Source organism: Alkalihalobacterium alkalinitrilicum (genome assembly GCF_002019605.1).
In the GTDB taxonomy this organism is placed as follows: Bacteria; Bacillota; Bacilli; order Bacillales; family Bacillaceae_F; genus Alkalihalobacterium; species Alkalihalobacterium alkalinitrilicum.
Window position 1 is genome coordinate 3,813,967 of sequence record NZ_KV917368.1, and the last position, 21,398, is coordinate 3,835,364.

General features: G+C 36.0%; 19 protein-coding genes and 1 pseudogene. 10 read left to right on the forward strand and 10 right to left on the reverse strand.

The window, feature by feature from the left end; translation table 11 throughout:
• The first annotated feature begins 40 nt into the window (after window positions 1-40).
• The 4 genes from BK574_RS18610 to BK574_RS28880 all read left to right on the forward strand — a co-directional run bounded on the left by BK574_RS18610 (window position 41) and on the right by BK574_RS28880 (window position 4,407).
• Window positions 41-1,528 (forward strand): spore germination protein, encoded by a 1,488-nt coding sequence (locus BK574_RS18610; RefSeq protein WP_078429609.1) that lies wholly within the window; start codon window positions 41-43, stop codon window positions 1,526-1,528.
• Between the two features lie 4 nt (window positions 1,529-1,532).
• Window positions 1,533-2,651: a GerAB/ArcD/ProY family transporter gene (locus BK574_RS18615; protein WP_142247993.1), complete on the forward strand. Its 1,119-nt coding sequence runs from the start codon at window positions 1,533-1,535 to the stop codon at window positions 2,649-2,651.
• Window positions 2,648-3,727 (forward strand): Ger(x)C family spore germination protein, encoded by a 1,080-nt coding sequence (locus tag BK574_RS18620; RefSeq protein ID WP_078429610.1) that lies wholly within the window; start codon window positions 2,648-2,650, stop codon window positions 3,725-3,727. The genes BK574_RS18615 and BK574_RS18620 overlap by 4 nt, the downstream gene beginning before the upstream one ends.
• A 551-nt stretch (window positions 3,728-4,278) precedes the next feature.
• Window positions 4,279-4,407, forward strand: a complete 129-nt coding sequence (locus tag BK574_RS28880; RefSeq protein WP_274379435.1) for a hypothetical protein — start codon at window positions 4,279-4,281, stop codon at window positions 4,405-4,407.
• Between the two features lie 166 nt (window positions 4,408-4,573).
• Here the strand turns inward: BK574_RS28880 and BK574_RS28500 are convergent, their stop codons facing one another.
• Window positions 4,574-5,296 carry a hypothetical protein gene (locus BK574_RS28500; protein ID WP_238458047.1) on the reverse strand — a complete coding sequence of 241 codons (723 nt, stop codon included), beginning with the start codon at window positions 5,294-5,296 and terminating at the stop codon, window positions 4,574-4,576.
• 17 nt (window positions 5,297-5,313) lie between these two features.
• Here BK574_RS28500 and BK574_RS18630 point away from each other — a divergent pair, with 17 nt between their 5' ends.
• Window positions 5,314-6,531 (forward strand): IS256 family transposase, encoded by a 1,218-nt coding sequence (locus BK574_RS18630; RefSeq protein WP_078429611.1) that lies wholly within the window; start codon window positions 5,314-5,316, stop codon window positions 6,529-6,531.
• A gap of 294 nt (window positions 6,532-6,825) precedes the next feature.
• Here the strand turns inward: BK574_RS18630 and BK574_RS29280 are convergent, their stop codons facing one another.
• The gene (locus tag BK574_RS29280; protein WP_420796963.1) at window positions 6,826-7,194 is read right to left on the reverse strand and encodes a hypothetical protein; all 369 of its coding nucleotides are present in this window, start codon (window positions 7,192-7,194) and stop codon (window positions 6,826-6,828) included.
• A 553-nt stretch (window positions 7,195-7,747) separates the two neighbouring features.
• On the opposite strand from BK574_RS29280, the gene BK574_RS18640 reads away from it, so the two are divergent.
• The 3 genes and pseudogenes from BK574_RS18640 to BK574_RS18650 all read left to right on the forward strand — a co-directional run bounded on the left by BK574_RS18640 (window position 7,748) and on the right by BK574_RS18650 (window position 10,429).
• The gene (locus BK574_RS18640) at window positions 7,748-8,635 is read left to right on the forward strand and encodes a protein-glutamine gamma-glutamyltransferase (RefSeq protein ID WP_338020603.1); all 888 of its coding nucleotides are present in this window, start codon (window positions 7,748-7,750) and stop codon (window positions 8,633-8,635) included.
• Window positions 8,636-8,765: 130 nt separating this feature from the next.
• Entirely contained in the window at window positions 8,766-8,999 is a 234-nt protein-coding gene (locus BK574_RS29285) for a YjcZ family sporulation protein (RefSeq protein WP_078429612.1), read from the forward strand.
• Between the two features lie 267 nt (window positions 9,000-9,266).
• Window positions 9,267-10,429: pseudogene (locus BK574_RS18650) on the forward strand (IS3 family transposase).
• Between the two features lie 54 nt (window positions 10,430-10,483).
• Here the strand turns inward: BK574_RS18650 and BK574_RS18655 are convergent.
• The 5 genes from BK574_RS18655 to BK574_RS18675 form a co-directional block, all read right to left on the reverse strand.
• Entirely contained in the window at window positions 10,484-11,911 is a 1,428-nt protein-coding gene (locus BK574_RS18655) for a L,D-transpeptidase family protein (RefSeq protein WP_078429613.1), read from the reverse strand.
• A gap of 489 nt (window positions 11,912-12,400) precedes the next feature.
• Window positions 12,401-13,558, reverse strand: a complete 1,158-nt coding sequence (locus BK574_RS18660; protein WP_218970591.1) for a M14 family zinc carboxypeptidase — start codon at window positions 13,556-13,558, stop codon at window positions 12,401-12,403.
• Between the two features lie 761 nt (window positions 13,559-14,319).
• Window positions 14,320-14,601 (reverse strand): phospholipase A2 family protein, encoded by a 282-nt coding sequence (locus tag BK574_RS18665; RefSeq protein WP_078429614.1) that lies wholly within the window; start codon window positions 14,599-14,601, stop codon window positions 14,320-14,322.
• Between the two features lie 163 nt (window positions 14,602-14,764).
• Entirely contained in the window at window positions 14,765-15,979 is a 1,215-nt protein-coding gene (locus BK574_RS18670; RefSeq protein WP_078429615.1) for a SpoIIE family protein phosphatase, read from the reverse strand.
• Between the two features lie 22 nt (window positions 15,980-16,001).
• Window positions 16,002-16,823, reverse strand: a complete 822-nt coding sequence (locus tag BK574_RS18675) for an alpha/beta fold hydrolase (protein WP_078429616.1) — start codon at window positions 16,821-16,823, stop codon at window positions 16,002-16,004.
• A 176-nt stretch (window positions 16,824-16,999) separates the two neighbouring features.
• Here BK574_RS18675 and BK574_RS18680 point away from each other — a divergent pair, with 176 nt between their 5' ends.
• Complete coding sequence (locus tag BK574_RS18680; protein WP_078429617.1) at window positions 17,000-17,545, forward strand: hypothetical protein; 546 nt, start codon at window positions 17,000-17,002, stop codon at window positions 17,543-17,545.
• A 131-nt stretch (window positions 17,546-17,676) separates the two neighbouring features.
• Here BK574_RS18680 and BK574_RS18685 read toward each other — a convergent pair whose 3' ends face one another.
• Window positions 17,677-18,009 (reverse strand): helix-turn-helix domain-containing protein, encoded by a 333-nt coding sequence (locus BK574_RS18685; RefSeq protein ID WP_078429618.1) that lies wholly within the window; start codon window positions 18,007-18,009, stop codon window positions 17,677-17,679.
• A gap of 354 nt (window positions 18,010-18,363) precedes the next feature.
• On the opposite strand from BK574_RS18685, the gene BK574_RS18690 reads away from it, so the two are divergent.
• The gene (locus BK574_RS18690) at window positions 18,364-19,362 is read left to right on the forward strand and encodes a methyl-accepting chemotaxis protein (protein WP_218970592.1); all 999 of its coding nucleotides are present in this window, start codon (window positions 18,364-18,366) and stop codon (window positions 19,360-19,362) included.
• 65 nt (window positions 19,363-19,427) lie between these two features.
• Here BK574_RS18690 and BK574_RS18695 read toward each other — a convergent pair whose 3' ends face one another.
• Window positions 19,428-20,222, reverse strand: coding sequence for an SDR family NAD(P)-dependent oxidoreductase (locus BK574_RS18695; protein WP_158211692.1), 795 nt, complete (start codon window positions 20,220-20,222; stop codon window positions 19,428-19,430).
• A 26-nt stretch (window positions 20,223-20,248) separates the two neighbouring features.
• Window positions 20,249-21,394: a thiolase family protein gene (locus tag BK574_RS18700; RefSeq protein ID WP_078429620.1), complete on the reverse strand. Its 1,146-nt coding sequence runs from the start codon at window positions 21,392-21,394 to the stop codon at window positions 20,249-20,251.
• Between the last annotated feature and the right edge of the window lie 4 nt (window positions 21,395-21,398).

A 21,398-nucleotide genomic window follows, 5' to 3' on the forward strand; every position in this document is an offset into this window, starting at 1 on the left:
TAGAAATTATTAAATTAAATTAAGGTGATGATGATCATATATGCGTCGAAAAAAAGGAAAAAATAGTATAAATATGGAGCATGGCAAGATAAAAGATACTACTCAAGATACTACATTAACCATAGATGTCCTAAAAGAGAAACTTATTAATATAGAAGATGCAGAAATTATTGAGCATCAATTTAATCAAGATGAACTAGTTACCGTACTATACATACGTACGTTAGTCGATGAAGAGCGTTTCAATGAGTCAATAATTGCCCCATTAAATCGTTGTACTTACAAAACTCTCTATGCTTGTATTGATAACTCCAAAGTAACAATTATCACTTCATTGGAAGACGCACTAAATAAACTGTTTAGTGGTTCGATTATTCTATATGATTCAACAAAAATTCAATGGTTGTCAGTTCAGCTTGAAAATTCATTACACCGTGCGATTCAAACCTCTAGTACAGAAACCGTCATTTACGGTGCGAAAGATAGCTTTATCGAAAATATTAGTCACAATATTTTGATGATCCGTAGAAGACTTGCTATACCTGAGCTAAAATCAGAAAAGTTTACCGTTGGTTATCTTAGTAAAACAACGGTTGTCCTAATGTATATCGAAGGTATAACTAATCCAGAGATTATAACTTATGCTAGAAAAAAAATTAAAAATATTAATTTTGATCAATTTCTAGATTCATCACAAATTGCCGCTTTTATAGAAGACCATCAGTATAGTATTTTTCCGCAGTTCCTTCAAACCGATCGACCAGATGCATGTGCATTTGCTTTGGGTGAAGGTAAAATTACAATCCTGGTTAATAATACACCTTTTGCTCTTATTGCTCCCATCACATTTTTTCATCTGTTTCAATCTCCAGAGGATTACTTTCTTCGTTGGCCAATTGCAAGCTTTCTGCGTTTGGTTCGCTATGTAAGCTTTATTCTTTCGATGATATTAATCCCTGCATATGTTGCCTTAACGACACATCATTATCAAATCATTCCTCTGCAAATTCTCTTTGTGATCTTGGAGTCTAGGAGCAAGCTCCCCTTTACTCCATTTTGGGAGGCCTTGTTGATGTTAATTACCTTAGAAATTATAAAAGAAGCTAGTCTTAGGATGCCAACTAAAACGAGTCAAACATTAGGTGTAATTGGTGGCATTGTCGTAGGACAAGCGGCTGTAGAGGCAGGCTTTGCCAGTAAAGTATTAATCGTGTTAATGGGTATTTCAGCCATTGCCTTCTTTTTGGTTCCCAATTATTTAATGACTAAAGCTAATGTCTTAATCCAATTTTCATTACTATTGCTAGCCTCTTTTATGGGCATTTTCGGGCTAATGTTAGGGGCCGTTGTTGCACTAGCACATCTCAATAGTCTTACCTCGTTAAAACAACCTTACTTAGCACCATTTGCTCCATTTTATTGGAAAGATTGGATAGATTTATTTATTCGTGGCCCCTTAACTTGGATGACAACACGACCAAATTACTTGAAAACGCTTCAGAAATGGCGATACAGCAGCAGGAGATGATAATGTGTCAGTATTTTCTTTATATGATCAAAAAGAATCACCTTTTGGCGGAATATATGTCATTTTCCTCGTAAATCGCTTGCAAATGATATATTTCTTTTTAATCATGCCTACCTATCTTGTCTATCCCTATATGGTGTGGGGAATATTAGCTCTTGGTATAGTTTCACATCTTAATTTGTTAATCCTCTCAAAATGGTTTTCTTCAGACTTTGCCAAAAAGGGTTATCTAGGGTTTGTGCAGCTATTTGGCCAAGGTATGGTACGTATCTTTGCTTGTGTAGGAGTATTTCTTATTCTAATAAAGATATCTGTAATTATGCTTGGTTATGTAGAGGTTTATCATCAATTTATTTTCTCATCAGTAAATCCTAATTGGTTAATTCTGTTTGTGTTTATCGTTATTTTTTACATCACCTATCAAGGAATGGAAAATACCATACGCTTTGTTGTTATTGTTTTCTTTTTCACGTTTTGGGCAATTGGATTATTTGTTCCTTTTTTATTTCCGCCAATTGCTGCATTACACGATTTGTATCCCTTGATTCCTGTTGAGTGGTCACGTGATTCCTGGAAAGGGTTATTGTTAATTTGGTCAGCGTTGTCCGGCCCTGAATATCTAATCTTACTTGCTACATGGTTAAAACCGAATAACAAAATGAAACGTAATCTGGCGATTGGGAATGCAGTCACTGTGTTCGAGTATTTGTTTTTGTTTATTGCATCTCTATTTTATTATAGTTCGAATTTTTTAAGCTTAAGCAAATTTCCAGTTCCTAATATGCTGCAATACCTTGAATCTCCTGTTTTTGAGCGAGTCGATATTTTACTACTTACATTACATTGGTTGCTTGTCATATTTGTTATAGCAATATTCATGTTAGTTATTTTTAGAGCAAAAGGGATTATTATGGGAAAATGGGGAAAAAACCCGACTCTGTTTGGTTTGGTGCTGAGTTTTATCGTTGTTATGGTTTTTATAGTTATAATGAATGAATGGTTTTGGAAATCCGAACAGAACTTATTACTTGAGCTTCAGATTTGGTTAGGTGCACTAACATACACCGTTGTTCCTTTTCTTCTTTATGTAGCAGTTAGATTAAAGGAGCGTGTCAACAAATGATTCGATATATTCATTTGAAAATATTACATATGCTTTGCTGTTGTGTGCTATTAGCTGGATGCTCACCATTTATTGAAAACAACACAATTGAAGAGATTGCACCAGTCATTTTTTGGTCAATTAGTCAAGGGCAAAATGATAAAATTAAAATTAATACGGTTGTGCCTCCGATGATCCAAGAGAAAAAGCAATTGTTATCTATGGAGGTTGACTTGTTAAAGGAAGGGGAAAAAGAATTTAATCTCATTTATTATCGTGAGTTAAAGTCAGGTCAACTTAGGATGGTGCTAATCAACGAAGAGCTTGCCAGGCAAGGAATAAATTCTTTAATAAATACCTTTTTAACTGACCCTGATATCCATCAAAGACTTTACTTGGCCATAGTAAAAGGAGATTTTGAAAAATATATCGAGAATCAAATCGATAAGCAAGAGAACCTTGATTATTTTCTCTATCAAATGTTTAAGCATTATGAAGAACAAGGGAATATGAGTATCGTCAATTTACATCAATTTAAGAACAAATTATATTCACCCGTAGCTGATCCCTTTCTTCCCGTATTTAAAACGACTGAGACAGATTTTATATACGAAGGTACTGCTTTTTTTAGCAAGGATAAGCTAATCGCTTCCATTAAACATATGGATGAGCAAATCTTTCAGCTGATTGGCCATAAATATTATTTAAAGAACCTAACTATCCCAGGATTATCTGTTTCCCTAGGTCAGGTACGAGCTCATGTTAAAACGGAACTGAGTCAAGATTTATCAACACTGTCAGTTATAGTTAATCTTAATGGAAGAATCGAAGAATACCGTGGAGATAAAAATATACTTGAGCCTGATAACTTAGAAGCACTAAACCATGAGATTGAACTCTATTTAGCAGAACAGACCAAAGGATTGTTAGATAATATGCAAAAATGGCAGGTAGATCCGTTAGAGATTGGGACACTCTCGCTTCATCCATTAAAAAAACCATTATCTGAGCAAGAGTGGAAAGAAAGCTGGGACAAAATGAAAATAACTGTTGGATATGATATATATTTAGAGCCTCTAATGAATACAAAGGATTAACTATGAGTACAACCAAATAATGGGTGCAATCAAAGATGGGCTTGATGATGTCGTCATTGCCCTAAAAGATGCTGTCATAGCTTTAAAAGATTCTCAAACAAAACTAATTTAAATTCTAGCTTAAACTATTTGTCAACTCATAAAAAAACCACATGATTAAAGCTTGAGTAGCTTTATCATGTGGTTTTTCTTTATGGATAAGCTTTATAACCAGTAGTACTTCTTTGGGAAAGGATTTGTTCATGTGATATACAAATCTCCTGAATTATATATTGATAAATTAAGTGAGGAAAATCCATACGAGACTCTCAAGATTCGCTATGATAAAATCAGCAAACAAAGTTTATATTATGTGAAGTCTATGATAGTGGGATAGGTGAAGATAATGAATATCCACATGGAGAAATATTAATCAGTGTCTAAAAAATATAAGACTAACAAGCAAAAGCGATTTTAATAAACGAGAGAATAAAAGTCAAAATTATTTAACAATTACCTTGAGGTAGACAGTTTAAATAAAAAAACTGTTTACTCCAAGGAGGAGCATTTTTATGTCCCGTAAAGCAAAAATATCAGGATCAGAAAAGATTACTGCTATTGAAAAATATCTTCGTGGAGAAGATTCACTTAACCATTTAACCACTCTACTAAATATTGCTGAATCATCTGTAAGACAATAGTTACATGTAAATTAATTAGAAGAAAGAGTTAACAAAATAGAGGAAAAGTTTGACGAGAATGATAAATATACTCAATAGTTCCAATAATCTCTACATCCCCAATCAAAGGAACATAGAAACCGACCTTTCTACTAAAAAAGGTCGGTTTCTATGTTAATTTTTCTGTTTAAGAGATCCCTTTAACAATTTGAGTGAGCCCGTCACTAATTGGTGTAGCTGAACGCCCAAGAAGTTTTTCGAAGTCATTACTTTCGACTTCAAGCGTACCTTCTCTAATGCCTATTTGGATTTCCAGAAGAAAAGGAATAAGAAAATCTGGTACAGCTACACTTTTCATAATGTCTGCATAAGTATTGTCATCAACTTGCAACAAATCATTATATAAAACATTCAGGTTCAACAAACGAGTTTGAAATTTGGGGAAGCTGATCAATCTACAATTAAATTGAGCATTGAGAAATTCCCCAACGCTCAATTTTTTGCCTCCTAAATAATCACGGTGAACCGTATCATAAGTAAATGAGGTTTTATTTGAAGTCCATAAAACAGACCAGCGAACCACAACATTCTGAAACAAAATTAGGAAAAAGTCCTTTAAAGGAGAGATGAAGGACAAACCCAGAAAAAGAACAAGGAAAAAGTCCTTCAAAAGAGAGATGAAGGACAAAATCAGAAATGAACAAGGAAAAAGTCCTTCAAAAGAGAGATGAAGGACAAACCCAGAAAAAGAACAAGGGAAAAGTCCTTCATAAGAGAGATGAAGGACAAAATCAGAAAAAGAACAAGTAAAAAGTCTTTCAAATGATGTTTGGTAGACTTCGAAAATAGATCCCTTAAATAGATTTTTCGAGAGCGTAAAAAGTTTTGTGTAAATGGTTATACTTTCCAATAAGGAGATAATCATTTATGCAAGACTATGGAAACAAAACAATTATGGAATTGGCAAAAGAATGCCGTACTGTTGAAGATGTCCACGCCATGTTAAAAAACTTATTTAAGGATACAATTCAAGAGGTTTTTGAAGCTGAAATAGAAAATCAGTTAGGCTATAAAAAGCACGAATCTCAAGGAGATCATACAGGGAATAGTAGAAATGGCTATAGTAAGAAAACATTAAAAACCAAGTTTGGGAATACAAAATTAGAGGTTCCGAGAGATCGTAATGGTGAGTATGAACCACAAATTATTAAGAAGTATGAAACAACGGCGAACGGACTTGAAGATCAAATTGTCGCTCTTTACGCTAAAGGTATGTCGACTAGGGATATTGAATCTCACATGAATGATATCTATGGCATAGATGTCTCTCCTACGATGGTTAGTAAAGTAACAGATAAAATTATGCCATTAATTACAGAGTGGCAATCGCGTCCTTTAGATCGTGTATATCCGATTGTTTTTTTAGACGCCATTCACTTTAAGGTGCGTAAAGACAACCGAATTATCAATAAGGCTGCGTATAGTGTTTTAGGTATAACTGTCTCAGGTCATAAAGAAATTCTCGGCATTTGGATCGGCGAGAATGAGAGTGCCAGCTTTTGGCTAGGCGTATGTACAGACTTGAAAAATCGAGGGGTTGAGGACATCTTGATTGCTTGTAAAGATGGTCTTTCAGGTTTTTCTGAAGCTATTAATTCCGTCTTTCCTCAAACGGAAATTCAACTATGTGTAATCCATCAAATTCGTAACTCTATGAAATATGTTTCATACAAAGAACAAAAGCAAGTGATGGCAGATTTAAAGAAAGTCTATCAAGCTTTAACGATGGAAGAGGCCGAACTAGCCTTTGAAGAGTTTAAGGAAAAATGGGGCAAGAAGCACCCAATTATTATCAGGTCTTGGGAAGCGAACTGGATTGAGTTGACCGCTTATTTTGCTTATCCACCTGCCATTAGAAAAATGATTTATACCACCAATATTATTGAAGGTTATCATAGACAGCTACGAAAAGTAACCAAAACAAAAACAGCCTATCCAACGGATGAGGCTTTAAGGAAAATTATTTATTTAGCTACCATGGAAGTATCAAAAAAATGGACTATGCCCCTAATAGGTTGGAAAGAATGTATATCACAGCTAGCCATTTATTTTGAAGATCGGCTTAAGTCGGAACTATCTGCATAGCAGTTTATAAAGTTCCGGCTTGACATGGAGCCTCTACGGGCATGGATTTCTGGCGATGGGGCGATCCTTTGAAAAAAGTATCGCCTGGCTGATAAGCCTATCATGCCCGCCTCTCCATGTAAAGCCTTCTTAGTTTATTGAGTGCAATTCCCATTTACACAAAATAATTTATACTCCCGATTTTTCTTTTATTAATAGATTTTATTCATAATAAGACCATTGATGAACCCCGACTATTTTAAAATTTTTTTCTAGAATTCGTTTTATTCGTTTTTTTGAGTGCACCACTTTACACTAATCATGAATTACATTTGTAGTTATTTTTTGATTAGGAAAAAGAAGCTTAAACTCTCTCACATTTCGCATGACGGCAGCTGCAATGATTTCCTCATGTCCACATTCCTTGCAAACACATTTTCTTCCTTCAACAGAAATTAAAAAAGAGGTGCATTTACCGCAAGTGATGCCTTTTCGCAGTTGGTCATAATTATAGGATGGTATTTGTGTAAAAGGAGAGTCTTTCGAATGTAGGGAAATTAACTTATTAGCGATTATTTTGTGTTGTTCATTTACCTTGGAAGGTATCATGCTTAGCTTTTTTATATAGCGATTAATTTGAGTTGGGAAAATAAATGGTTTGTTGAGAGGTGTTTGGTATAACATGAATTCGGGGTTAATAAAAACAACAGAAGCAAATCATTTAATATTAAGCATTCACATTCAATCTTTTCTGTCATAGAATCAAATATTTTTTCACCTTCATAACCCTTTTTAAGATTCAAATAGTGTTGCTTGTCTTTTTCAGACAGCCTTATCCGCGTGTTTAGTGATTTTAGAGTAAATAGTTCAGTTGATTCAATACGAGATTTATAAGGGCATAGTCGACATCCTTTCTTGTTTATAACTTCAATTCTATTATACAGTTAAGATATAGTAAAAAATCCCATTTAAATACATGTATCATAAGTAACGGCGAAATTTTTCCTTTAAACTCAAATAGGTCGAGGAAAGCAACCCCTACCTAGAGGGATCTGTCCACGAACCATGAGGAAAGGTCGCCTCTCAGAGTTATTCGTCTATATTTATGAGTAAATTCTCAAAAGACGAACCTACAGTAAAACCAGTAGCAAGTTTTCCCTCTCCTTATCATATAAAATTAGATATAGATGCTATATATTGCTTGATAATTCCAAGAAAGAAGCGTTGAAAAGATTTTTTGTCGAAGGTACCATCTCTTCAAATAAATGAAATGGGGTATGACATGATACAAGTAGCTGGAAGGCCATTTTCACTAGCTAGCACGATGGACCTCGGAAGGATAGAAAGAGTAATCATTCGACAAATGATTAATTCTCCTGAATTGTTTTCCTATTTTTCTATGAATGAACTTCAATTTGAAATTAACATTCGCAAAAATATTATGGAAAGTGCAAAAGAGATGAATGAGAGTCAAGTGACGTTTACGATCTTTGAAAATGCGAGTTGTAATCCTGCCTACTGGACTTTGACAAACTCAGGTGGCTTTTTGTTAAGGCCAGATGTGCAGCCATCTGATGCCATTCTAGACATTTACGAGAATGGTTCCCTTTATGGATTTGAATGCGCGACAGCAATTATTATCATTTATTATCGTGCCATTTTAAAAAGTATCGGGAAACATCATTTTAATTCTCTATTCCAAAACCTCTATTTATACAGCTGGCATACAGATCCTGACTTAGATTTACACATCTTCTATGGAAATCATGTTTCACCTGGAGATGTGGTGTATTTTAACAATCCTGAATTTCATCCAAATGCGTCATGGTATCGAGGATTAAATGCCGTCGTGTTGAGCGATGAAACGTTTTTTGGGCATGGGTTTGGAATTATGACTGCTGAACAAATAAAAGAATTTTTAAATTCACAAAGATTTCCAGGAAGTATGCAGCCTGCATACTTAGCAAATTTAATCACAAGAATATCTCCTGTAACGCTGCAAAAACTTTTATCGATACAAAGTAACCGTTCCTCTTATAAAAATCCTAAAATTGTCATACATCATAATCTTTGTTCCATTTCCAGTATTCATTATCAGTTTTATCTTTCAAACATTTATAACTAATTATTTGCTGGTGGTTGTTGTTTGAAAAAAAGGGGACATTCACCCATTTTGCAGGTTGACAGGTTCATATTCCAACTAGGTGAGTATAATGTAGTGTAAATACACAAACCCGAAAGGAAGTGCTGAGAACATGTATGCTAGCGCAAATATACCGCCTAATATGATGGCAGGAGCAAATATACCACCAAATATACCGCCTACAATGGTGGCTGGCGTAATGGATGCACCGATGCCATATCATACTGCCCCTGCTTACGGATATGGTTATGCTGCTCCTACTCGTGGGTACGGCTTTACATTAATTGTTGTGTTGTTTATTTTATTAATCATTGTAGGATGTAGTTTTCCTAAACCTAAATGCTAATATAAGAGTCCAAGATTAGGGCACGGTCAATGATGAACCGATTACCGTCCTTGTTATTCTACTAGCGATCGTCCTAAAACCGTTCGTCATAAAGGTTTACACAAAATGTGTACTAATAAGGGATAGGAGATTTAAGAAAATTAGTTTTACAAGGAAAGTCAGTTGTTTAAGTACTTATAAACTAGACTAACCTAAATTAATGAGACACTATAAAACACCTTCGAAATGGTACACTTAAACAAAGTACTAATTCGGAGGTGTTTTTGCATGGGCAAAAACGTGTATTCAAATGAGGTTAAGTGGGCAGTTGTGAAAGATAAGATGAGTGGTCAGTTTACGAACCATGAGATCATGGAGAAGTATGGGATTAAAAATGTGTCTCAAATAAAAACGTGGATGAAATGGTATCGTGAAAATCAGGTTCATTGATTCGATCAACCAATAGGGAAACAATATTCATATGGTCATGGACCTGACAGTTCAAGTGATGAAGAGAAAAAAGAACGTCAAATGAATCACTTAAAACAGGAAAATGAAATCTTAAAAAAGTATTTGGAGATCGAAAAGGAGTTGAAAAAGAAATCGTCCTCAAACTAGTCCAGACTTCACGAAAAAAATATACAGTATCAGCTATTTTATCAGCTTTAAATGTTCCCAGATCCACCTATTATCGCTGGGCATCTGCGCAACTAGTCGAGTTGTCTAAGGACGAGGAAGCGATTATTTACCTTTGCGAAAAAACAAAGTACCGATATGGCCATCGTAAAAGCAAGGAGCTATTAAAACGTGACTATTATATCAAATTAAACCGTAATACTGTTCAACGGATCATGCAGAAATACCACCTTCAATGTAGAGTAAAGCAAAAAAGTAGGTGGAAATCTCAAGGGGAATCTGTCGTTGTCGCGCCAAACTTATTACAGCGAGAGTTTCACGCAAGCAAACCTAACCAAAAGTGGGTAACGGATATTACCTACATTCAATATGGTCCAGACACTTTATATTTATCAACGATCATGGACTTGTTTAATAATCAAATCGTTGCTTATAAGCTTTATACTCATCAACAAATCCCTTTGGTGATTGATACCTTAGATGAAGCACTAGAAAAGCGAGGAAACCCTAAAGGAGTCATCATCCATTCAGATCAAGGAAGTGTCTATTCTTCTTATGCTTATCAAAAGCGGATTAAAGAAAAGAATTTAGTCAGTAGTAGGTCACGCCGGGGACACTGTTGGGACAACGCAGTCATTGAGTCTTTCCATTCGAACCTGAAATCAGAAGAATTTCAGTATGTTAAATTCAATTCTTTGTCTTTAGAAGAAGTAAAGGATCGTGTAGATCACTGTATGAGGTATTATAACGATGAGCGTATCCAAGAAAAACTAGGCTACCACACACCAATAGAGTTTGGTGATATGGCAGCCTAGGAAGGTGTTTTATTACTGTCTCATATGACTAGGTCAGTCTATTCCTGCAATTTTTTAATAGATAATAACGGGATCGTAGACACTTAAATTATCATATACCTTTTTCATGACACCAGGAGGTACGTTGACACAGCCATTTGATCCTGCATTATGGTAGGCATTTTTTGACCAGTTAGTTCGCCAATCAGCATCGTGGAAACCTTGGCCGCTGTTTGTAAATGGTGCCCAATAATCAACGTCAACGGAGTAATTACTACCAGTGAGTGTGTATGGTGTCCGTTTAAAGAGGATATACCAAACCCCTGGTAATGTATCCTGTTGTGTACTACGGTTACCAGTAACCACATCGGTAGATACGACTAATTCCCCATCTCTGTAAATCCACATACGCTGTTCTGCAATCGACACTTCAGCATAAGTATCACCTATGCCGTAGTTTGAAATTGTTTCATAGCCATAACCTTCGCCACTCCAGCCATTTCCGTAAGTATTAGAAGCAGAAACCGATTCCTGACCTTTCTGAAAAGCATCTTTTATCATTTTTGACTCTTTTTCTACATTAAGGGCCCAGCCATAACCTTGTCCTTTAACCGATATAACTGAACCTGAATGAGTCTTAAAGGTGAAGTCTTTGCCTAATGTCGATTGAGCGTTATTAATCTCAACTATCTTCTCATGAATACTATCTGAGTTGATCATAATATTCATATCTTCTGATAAGGAAGCATTTATAATAAGTTCGCTAGCCGTTAATGAATAGACTTGATCTTGTACCTTATACTCAACAGTATGCCCAAGGAAATCTTGCAGTTTTTCCACCTGTTTTTGTACAGTCTCACTATCTTCCTTAATGGGTTGTAGAAAAATTGTCTCTAGATAAATTTCACTAGTGTATTCATGTTGGTCGTATTCCTCTAATAGACTTTTAACATCATATTGCTCACCTTCAGCGCTTTCAGAAACGATAATTTCGCCATTTTCTAAAGTTGCCTGGGCGTCTATAGGTGCAATCAAATCCTTATTTATAAAGTTTAGTTCTTGTTCCAACTCCGTTTTTAGTACTTGGCTACGATAGGGGTCTTGGTTGCTTAGTGTTAAATAATACGATTTTGCCTCGGAAGAAGGAAAAAATGTCCACTGACTATTTAATAGTTTTTTTATCTCGGGCAGATCATTTTCTGTAAATTCCATCTGCGTTTCTTTTCCTTCTAAAATGAGTAGTTCTCCAATATAAATTTCATTTTTAAAAGCAGATGTTTGCAATTTTTTTAGAGCTTGGTCAGCTGTTAGCCCACTAACTTCTATGTTATTAATAGTGATATTTGAATTAAAGTGGGTCATCTGATAATAGCTCATTGCAGCAAATATAATTGCAATAACACTGATGATTGCAATTATAAACTTCCAACTTTTAAACCATTTAGTTGATTTTTGTGGTGAAAGATTATTCTCTTCAACTGATTTTTCTATGGCATACCCCATATATATTCCCCCAAAACTATCACTTTCTTAGACTATATACTTGTCCTTTATACGAAGTTTATACTTATCTTTATTTTACCTCATTATTAATCTTTTACTAGATAGAAAAGACTATTTTTTGTAACTATTTGTAAGTTTAGAGAGAAATATTTGATATTTTACTCGTTTTTAATCTCAAGTAATTGTGTGCATAAGAGAACCATAGGTTAATTAGGAAAAGGCTTAGGATATTCTTAGCCTTTTTTGAGGCGAATTAAATTGTTAACTAATTCCTGGGGTGTTGTATAAGCATTGACGTATGGAGAGTAAACGGATTGTAGTGGAGTTTAGGTTTTTTTATCCCGTACTGTAGCTCTTCAAGGAGGATGGAGATGAATAAAAAAAACCGTTCGAGAAGAGAATAATCCTCTTCGAACGGTTATATGAGTGGTTATTATACTATTGTTGACCTTACAGATCTTGAGCAAAGCTACAATATAGTATGTGAGCTTAATATGCAACAGGTACAAATCCAGAATGATCAGTATTGTAACCAGTAATATCTGGTCTCGGGATCTCATCCCATCTCTCGGGGTCGACACCGAACACTTCCTCAGAGGCTAATCCATAGAGTAATTCTTGAATTCCTAATGCATTTTGACGAATATTATGACCGCGAGCACGTTGCCCTAAATTCCCGTCTCGTGTATTCCCAGATGTTTCAAAGAAAATAGCAGGATGGCTATGCTCTGCTTCGTTCAATCCGTCATAATTAAGGCCCAACATCATGGCTGAAACTACACCACCGTGAATATCAATTTCAGTAAAGCCTGTACGATTATTTCCAGTCGTGTATCGATCGATATTAATAAAACCATAATCTTTTAAAGCATCAAAAACATACACTTGCATTTGGCGCGTAATATCTTCGTATTGGCCGTCCTTAATATTAGGAAGTGTTGGTCCACCAGGAGCTAATGAAATTCCAAGTGACATCGTAATAGCTTCACCTGTCTCAGAATCTGTTTTTAAACCTTGATGGTGAATGTCAATACCATAGTCGGGTTGAATGTCTGTCCAATAGCTGTACCAAGCTTTAGATTCAACTGCTGCAAAGGCACCTTCCGCCCAGTCACGGTTCAAGTCTATTCTAATTTGATTTCCTCTATCATTTAATAATGGTTCACTTGTTTCTTGGTCCATTAATACCGTTTGGCGGATATTCATTTCACTGCCATCAGGATTATACATGGGAATAATATACAAGGTTAGTTCATCTAACACTTTACGGTATTGCGTTGACTGATTGCTAATATACATTTGAAGTAGTTGTAGAGACGCTTCCGTTCCGTAAGGCTCATCACCATGAATTCGGCTTTGGATCCATACTTTTTCAGGTCCATTTCCAATTTTAGCAACATACAAGTCGCGGCCTTGTTCACTCTTACTATATTCATAACCTAAATCATCTAGAGTAAATACTTCTAATTCACCTTTACTTCTTTTTTCAAGGGCTTTTAACTCTTTAATCATGTCATCGTATGTAACAATGCTTGAAATGTTTGTATTTCCTTCGGTTGACGGATGATTTTGTTTAGCAAATACAGAAGAAGAAAAAATAGAAAGCAACATACAGGTACTCAATAATAAAATAAATGCTTTTTTCAAAAAAAACTACCTCCTAGAATTTTGTATATGTACGGATACTCTAGTGAAATTTAGTATCTCTATCATTTCCGTTGGTTGAAATTATAATAGAATGTAATAACTGGAAAATACCCCTAAAAGGTCCTGAATTTACGTAGTGTTAAACTAATGGTGATCTTATCAATACTTTTATCCTATTAAAGTATTAAATTATTAAATTGTTTTGACAATTTGTAAAATTGGCACTACCTATAAACTAGATAATGTGCCTATAATTATTTCCGTTTTATGAGTTTCTTCTTTTTTGATAAATAGAAGTTGATTAAAAAGTCCTGTAAAAACAATTTTCAAGAAAGTGATGTTCAACTTTCCATTTGTTTATGAAGACAATCATAGGTTGTTATATTAGGGAGTGGAAAACAAAATTTAAAGGCTAGCTTTTTTTGTAAATTTTTGGAGAAGGGCTCCATCCCTTTTGGAATAGGTGGTCCAATTAGAAAAGCAGGTGTAGGGCTAAATGCGTAAGATAATAGGGGGGAGTGAATGAAATGGATGGTAAAGAGGGGAGATTACAAAGAAATCCTCAGAAGGTTTTTAAAAAAGAGCAGCGAGCTAGTTTAGCCTTATAAATTTTTGCTATTATGAAAAAATAGGCTTAGTTTGTACGATTGAAAATAGCTTAAGAGTGGCTATGTAGAATATAAAGCATGGATAATGATTTAAAGGCTTAGGATGGCATGTCTAAGCCTTTTTGGTCATTCTAATGTAATTGGCATCTAAATTTAAAAGCCGCAAGTAAACAGAGTTTGAAGTTTCATATAGTTATAGAGCAGACGGGAGTGTCTTCCTTCTTGTGTGTAGGGATTCATTAAGGGGCGGAGACGATGGAGAAACGCTTGGTCACATTCACAGCGATTATGATGCAATTTGTAGCAAAGATCATGGTCTCTACACGCTGCATCTACTCGATTAATAGGAGCACCAGGCCCGCTGCAGCCAGGCCCGCACCAATTATAGCCAGGGAAAATACAAAACCGGAAACCTCTATTTGTATTATGCTGCACTATAAAACCCTCCTTTCACTTCTGAAAGTTTTATAGTACAACCTATTCGTTGGTGTGTGAGTTGGTGTGAGCTGGAACCTAATTGAAAAAAATAAAGACATTTAGTTATAAAAGTTTCGACATCAAAAAGGAGCTCACTAAATGAGCTCCTACAATATAACTATTATTTTAAATTTACTAAAATAAAACATTGATCATCATTTTTATGATAAGCATTTGCTTCATGACTGATCCCTGCAATTAACTTCTCTTTTAACGTAGAGAGCGGAACATCTAAGTTCGAGGCTAAAATGGCGCGTAACCGACTGTCTTCTTCAATTGGGTCTTCTACACCATCTGTATAAAGAAGGAGTTTGCTGCCTTTTGCATACGGTAACGTTTTCGATTGGAATCTAATACCGTTGAGAAGACCGACTGGAGGACTGGTCGCTGACAGCTCGTCCACTTCTCCATTGGCATGTTGGAGCAACGTTGGTGGGTGGCCCGCATTAATATACTCAATTTGTTCTTTGTACGTATCGACTACAGCGTAGAAAGCAGTGCAATAATGGCGTGTTTCCTCATTGTTGTGAAACAGTGAATGCAAGTAATGATCAAGCTCACTCATGACATGCTCGGGTGTAAATCCTCTTGAGATGAGACGTTGAAAAAGGGATTGAAGTGACATTGTGATTAATGCTGATGAAATCCCGTGGCCCATCACATCTAAAATCATAACTCCGTACCGATGGGAACCGATTTGGTAAAATCCATAGATGTCGCCTGATAATTGACTAGAAGCTTTATAATAGGCTTGAATTTCAATATGTTCATTATCAATGGGATCGGTTAATGATGTTTCTTGAATTTTTCTTGCTAATTCTAATTTTTTACTCGTATCGAGTTTATATTTTTGATTTTCTTTGTTTAGTTGAACGAGTTCAACTTGTTTTGTTTCTAACGTTTGTAGAGCAATTTCTAATTCGGCATTCGTCTGATTTTTCGCATGCAAAGCGGCTTCTGCCTCTTTTTTAGCAATGAGAAGTTCATTTTCGTATTCATCTCTTTTCCGTACAGGGATGAATACACAATCGATGACAGTTATGTTTTCTCGTTGATTTTGTTTAGCGTTAAGAAGTATCGGAATTTCTTCACCTGTTTTCATACGTAAAGACAAGTACATTTCTTCAACTTTTCCTTCAATTTTCACGAGTGGAAAGAAATACAGTTGATAAAACATCTGAGCTGGAGCCGTTAGGATCTTATGAATATGTTGTTGATCTAATTCATCTTCTCTATAACCTAACAAACGAAGTAATGATTGGTTAATAGTGATGATTGTCCCTTCTTCTGTTAAGGTTACAAATCCACAAGGTGCATAGTTTAATTGTTCATCCATAGGATAAAGTCCACCTTTATTGTTAGCCATTTTTCAAGCAAGATTGGTTCAAATATTGTTGTATTAAAAAGACGGTTTCTTCAGGGTGACTCATATGTGGACAGTGCCCTGTTGCTTTCATTAAGGTAAAAGTACTATGATGAAGTTGTTCATGTATATATTTGCCCACTGAAACGGGTGCAATGATATCATCTGAACATTGTAATATATAAGTTGGAACCGTAACATGATGTAAGTCTTGTCGGTTGTCTGTAAAAAATGCAGCTTTGGCAAACTGATTAGCAATAATCGGGTCGGTTGAGCAAAAGCGTTCTTCTAATTCACCTTTCATGTCAGGTCGATCTGGGTTATTTGTAACCGTTGAAGCAAATAAGTTGGCCCACCCAATATAATTTTTCTCCATCATTTCAATTAAGCCGAGAAGATCTTCTTTTTCAAAACCACCGATATAATCGGGAGGGTCATTTAGATAGCACGGCGATGGACCAAGCATAATGAGGTGAGAAAAATATTCAGGTCGACGAAGAGAGGCTAACATTCCAATCATGCATCCAACCGAGTGACCAACAAAAACAGCTTCTTTTAAATTCAGGAATGAACAAATGTCGAGAAGATCTTCGGCATAGCCTGAAAGTGTACGATATTTATCAGCAGAATAAGCTCGTAAATCGGAGTTACCTGAACCTACATAGTCAAATAAGATCAATTGATAATGATCAACAAAAGAATCGAGAGTTAAATTCCAAACACTTTGGTCACAACCAAAACCAGGTGCAAATAAGATCGGTTGCGAACCATTGCCAATAATTTTTACATTGTTACGTAGTAAGATATCGTGACTCATAATAAAACTCCCTCTATGTATCTGAGTGAAATAGATGGTTTGTATATCATCTATATTAGCACTATCTAACTCGTTTTTGTGCATTTTGAAGTCAGCTATTTAGGAAAGCTGAATACAATACATAGCATGTCAACAATGAAAACCAGTACAATAAACGGAGAAGGAAGAGGTGTTGTATGGAGAAGAGGATTGAAACACAACTAAATAATTTACAAGCAAAAGATAAGAACGTACGCTATGAAGCATTCATGGACATTTTATCAGTTACTGAGGAAAAAGTAGATTGGGCTTACGAGATATGGGAGCAGTTCGCGCGTGATTTAAGCGACTCGGATCCTCATCGACGAGCTGTAGCTGCACAAATTTTATGTCGGTTAGCAAAAAGTGATCCCGAGAATCGGTTAAAGACCGATTTCCCAAAAATTTTAGCTGTAACGAAAGATGAAAAATTTGTGACTGCAAGGCATAGCCTACAATCACTTTGGCATATTGCTTTAGCTGGAGCTGAGCAACAAGAAATGGTTATCCAAAGTCTAGCCGCTCGCTTTCATGATTGTACGAGTGAAAAAAATTATACATTAATTCGCTTTGACATTATCCAAAGCTTGAAAAACCTATATGAAAAAAGACAAGATGAAGAAATAAAGGAGATAGCTCTCGAATTGATAAACATCGAAGAAGATCCAAAGTATAAAAAGAAATATAACTCGGTGTGGAAATAATCGTCTCAAATTAATAGTTTGGTTAATTATGGCAGGTAAAAAACAGGTTAAATCGATTTCAATGATTTAACCTGCTTTTCGTCTAAACATGATTGCTTGCACAAAGTAAATTCTTTTTTACTTTAAGATTGTTAAGATCCAACGGTAATACGCTTGTTAATACTTGAAGACGGTGTTTCTAGAAAGGCAATATATTCTTCTGGTGTTACCCCTGCTTGAAGTGCTTCTAAGATGATTTTGTCCCAATCGGGGTCTATTGTGTCCAAAGAACTTTCCACTAAAATCGAATCAACAGAAATATTTAACGCCTGGGCTATTTTTTCAACAAATGTGAACGAAGGATATTCGTTATCTTTTCTTTCAATGGAGCGAAGATAGGACTTGTCTACTCCTGCACGAATTGCAAGTTCAGTTTGTGTTAGGCCTTTTTCTTTACGAAACTTTCTAATCGTTTGTCCAACCATACTTATTCACCCCGTATAATTACTTTTATTTTCCTATCTATACGGGGAAAGTTGCATTTTTTAGGGGGTATCACTAAAAAATTTTATAAATTAACTGATGAGCCTATTAATATTGTCCTAATCTGTATTTTCTTTTTGTTAACCGATAGGATTTCTATTACTGAAGAACCTGCTATGAAATAAAAATATGTAAAATTGGTTGGAAGTCGTTTTAAGTGTTAAAAATTATCCTTTATTCACTCGAGTTTTTTAATAATGCAACAAGTTAACTATGATATAATACCTATAACAAAAGTAAAAATTACGATACGTCCTAAAAAATGGTATAGAGATAAGATCGAGGGGGCTTGGAATGTGGGGGGTACAGTGGAAAAAAATCTGAATGTTTCGGTATTAATGAATGAATTAAAGCAAGATAATCAGGAAATGCAAAATGTAATGAAAAATATAAAAGATATATCAACAAAATCGAATATTTTAGCATTAAATTCAGGAATTGAAGCAGCTCGTGCAGGAGAGGCAGGTCGCGGTTTTTCAGTTGTTGCGACAGAAATTAAAAAATTTGCGGAAGAAAGTTTAAATGCTAGTAAAGATAGTGAAAAAATCATTAATAAAATTCAAAATAAAGCCAATGAAATTATTGCGGTCCGTACGGTTGATATAGCTTACGATACGATTGATAAGATTGATCGGAATTTATTTGAGCGGAATTGCGATGTGCAGGCTTGGGCAACATTTGATGCGATTAAGAATTGTCTAACAGCTCCTTCAATAGAGTCAAAAAAAGCTGCACAAGATTTAATGAAAAATATATATAAAATTTATGAAGTGTACTTTGATTTATTTGTCGTTGATATTACAGGTGAAATTGTGGTCGCATCGCAAAATCAAAATCAAGTTGGAAAAGACATGTCTGGACGTGACTGGTTTAAAGAAACAGTGCGAACGAATCATGTTCATGTAACTGATATGTACTACTCTTCCGTTGTAGGCGGTCACACGATGGGATATTCGAGCCCTGTACATAACGATGCGGGGGAGATTATTGGGGTATTTACAACGAGGTTTAACTGGGAATTTATCTATGATATTATCGATCGTGTAAAAATCGGGGAAAATAGTAAACTATATGTTATTAATTCTGAGGGTTACATTATTGCATCGAAAGATCGTTCTGGAATACTAGAAACGAAGATGACGCAATTAAAAGCGGTACAATATGTACTGTCAAAAAGAGAAACGCGAGGGTATACGCTAGAAAATAATCAAATATATGCATTTTGTTTAACCGAAGGCTACAATGCATATAAAGGCAAAGGCTGGTCGGTTATTGTCGTAGAATCTATCGTTTAAGAAAAATAGGAGCTGACCGATTGAGGTTAGCTCCTATTTTCAGTCGTTTTATTAAAGTTTAATCGTTATTCATTGACAAAATAAGGTTCTGAAACGGGTGGATTCCACCGAACTATGTTTTTTCCATTCACTCCAAAAATGGCTCCTGTTTCTTTCATGTCGTGTGTTTTCAACAGATGGACGACAAATGAAGCCACTTCATCAGAAGAACCGATGTTCCAATAAGAAGGTAGCTCTTGGCCACCTTCAGCAGCTTTCTGTTTTGCTTTTTCAATATAAGGCTGGGTCATATTCGTTAGCGCAGCAGGAGCAATTGCATTGACTAGTATATTGTCACGTTTTAACTCTTTAGCAAGGGTCCAAGTCATTCCGTTAATGGCCGCTTTTGCTGCACTATAATTAATTTGTCCAATGGTACCCTCTAATCCAGCGGTTGAGGTCATATTGATGATATGCCCGCTAGACTTTTGCTGTTTTAGAAATTTGATAAACGGTCGTGTACAGAGGAATGTCCCATTTACGTGAACATTAAGGACGTGAGAAAATTCATGATCGCTCATTTTATAGGTAAGTTGATCATGGATGATTCCTGCGTTATTAATGAGTATGGATACATTTCCAAACGTTCTTAGGGCTAGATCCAATAGCTCTTGTCCTGTATCAGGATGCTCAACAGGCTTTGCTAATCCAACCGCTCTTCCACCTGATGAATGAATTTCTTCAACGGCTTCTTTCACTTTGTTTGCATTCCGGCCATTTATGACAACAGCAGCACCACTATCTGCAAGTTGTTTGGCAATACTGTAGCCAATTCCTGTTGTGGAGCCTGTAATAATGGCAACTTGTTCATCGAAATTCACTTTTACACACCACACTTCCTATAAATTTAATCCACCAATTCGAACAGGGTAGCTAAGCCTAGTCCACCACCAATTCCTAGTGTTGCTAGTCCTCGTTTTAATCTTTGTCTTTTCATTTCTGTCATCAAGCGAGTGACTAGTATCGCTCCAGACGCACCGTATGGATGACCAATGGCTAATGCACCACCGTTTTGATTTACTTTTTCCAGAGGGATCTCTAGTGCGTTTAAACTAGCTAAAACTTGTGAAGCAAAGGCTTCATTAAACTCGACGATATCAATGTCTAAGGAGGAGAGCTGTTGACGTTCAAATAACTTTTGGACTGCAGGGACAGGACCAATACCTAGAAAATTGGGGTCAACCCCTGCACTTACTGCATCAACAAACCGTAAAGTAGGCTGCAATCCTAACTCGTGGCACTTTTCAACTGACATTATTAATACAACAGCTGCACCGTCATTCATCGGACATGCATTTCCTGCAGTCACGGTACCCTTTTCTTTAAAGACTGGGGGAAGAGAATGTAGCTTTTCAAGGGATGTATTTTTCCGTGGACATTCATCGTTTGTCATTCCAGCAATAGGAACAATTTCTTCAGAAAAATGTCCTGATTGAATTGCTTTAACGGCTTTCATATGACTATTGTAGGCGTACTCATCTTGCATTTCCCGAGTAATTTGGTGAGCTTCAGCGACGTTTTCAGCAGCCATTCCCATATCGGGATCACCAATTTCATCTGGAGAAAAACGAGCTCTCGTAAACAATTCAGGTCCTTTTGGATGATAAAGAGAAGTAGGCTTGGCTATTTTCCATGGGGCGAGACTCGTACTTTCAACACCACCAGCTAAGTAGATGTCGCCAGCTCCTGCTTGAACGAGGCGAGCAGCGAGGTTGATAGCTTCTAGTCCAGAGCCACACTGTCGGTCAACAGTCACTCCTGGTATAGAAACAGGTAACCCTGCCGTTAAGGAAGAAAGACGAGCAAGGTTTCCTCCTGGTCCAACAGCATTCCCGAGAATCACTTCATCTATTGTTGTTTGATCTAGTTGAACTTCTTCGACAATGCGTTGAATGAGAGGAGCAACTAAGTGCTCAGGAGGAATATCTTTAAACATTCCGCCAACCTTCCCGACGGCTGTTCGTTTTGCGGTAACAATCACGGCTTCTTTCATCATT

Excerpts from the sequence above, each read along its gene's own strand:
- BK574_RS18610 (WP_078429609.1), top strand. The coding sequence starts at position 41 with ATGCGTCGAAAAAAAGGAAAAAATAGTATAAATATGGAGCATGGCAAG.
- BK574_RS18620 (WP_078429610.1), top strand. The coding sequence starts at position 2,648 with ATGATTCGATATATTCATTTGAAAATATTACATATGCTTTGCTGTTGT.
- BK574_RS28880 (WP_274379435.1), top strand. The coding sequence starts at position 4,279 with ATGTCCCGTAAAGCAAAAATATCAGGATCAGAAAAGATTACTGCTATT.
- BK574_RS18630 (WP_078429611.1), top strand. The coding sequence starts at position 5,314 with ATGCAAGACTATGGAAACAAAACAATTATGGAATTGGCAAAAGAATGC.
- BK574_RS29280 (WP_420796963.1), bottom strand. The coding sequence starts at position 7,194 with ATGTTATACCAAACACCTCTCAACAAACCATTTATTTTCCCAACTCAA.
- BK574_RS29285 (WP_078429612.1), top strand. The coding sequence starts at position 8,766 with ATGTATGCTAGCGCAAATATACCGCCTAATATGATGGCAGGAGCAAAT.
- BK574_RS18655 (WP_078429613.1), bottom strand. The coding sequence starts at position 11,911 with ATGGGGTATGCCATAGAAAAATCAGTTGAAGAGAATAATCTTTCACCA.
- BK574_RS18670 (WP_078429615.1), bottom strand. The coding sequence starts at position 15,979 with ATGGATGAACAATTAAACTATGCACCTTGTGGATTTGTAACCTTAACA.
- BK574_RS18675 (WP_078429616.1), bottom strand. The coding sequence starts at position 16,823 with ATGAGTCACGATATCTTACTACGTAACAATGTAAAAATTATTGGCAAT.
- BK574_RS18680 (WP_078429617.1), top strand. The coding sequence starts at position 17,000 with ATGGAGAAGAGGATTGAAACACAACTAAATAATTTACAAGCAAAAGAT.
- BK574_RS18685 (WP_078429618.1), bottom strand. The coding sequence starts at position 18,009 with ATGGTTGGACAAACGATTAGAAAGTTTCGTAAAGAAAAAGGCCTAACA.
- BK574_RS18700 (WP_078429620.1), bottom strand. The coding sequence starts at position 21,394 with ATGAAAGAAGCCGTGATTGTTACCGCAAAACGAACAGCCGTCGGGAAG.